This window comes from Serratia sp. PGPR-27, assembly GCF_022678525.1.
Lineage (GTDB): Bacteria > Pseudomonadota > Gammaproteobacteria > Enterobacterales > Enterobacteriaceae > Serratia > Serratia nematodiphila.
Genome location: NZ_JALBYS010000101.1, coordinates 1 through 223, shown reverse-complemented (window position 1 = coordinate 223; position 223 = coordinate 1). Strand labels below are relative to the sequence as shown.

The window sequence follows — 223 nt, the reverse complement described above, 5'->3', positions numbered from 1 at the left end:
TATGTCCACGGTCAAGATTTAAAATTTGGCTTATGGTTTGAACCAGAAATGATTTCTGGAGATTCTGAATTATTACGTAAACATCCTGACTATCGTTTAGCAGTCCCAGGACGCACACGATACCCGAGTCGTCAACAATTTGTATTAGATATTGGCCGTAAAGAGGTTAGAGATAATGTCATCGCCCAAATTGAAGCCATTTTAGATGAAGGCTACATTGACT

1 protein-coding gene is annotated in these 223 nt (G+C 39.0%); it reads left to right on the top strand.

Annotated features, from left to right (window positions below; all coding sequences use genetic code 11):
- On the top strand, positions 1 to 223 hold a 223-nt coding region (locus MMS95_RS24190), incomplete at both ends, for an alpha-galactosidase (protein WP_242142445.1).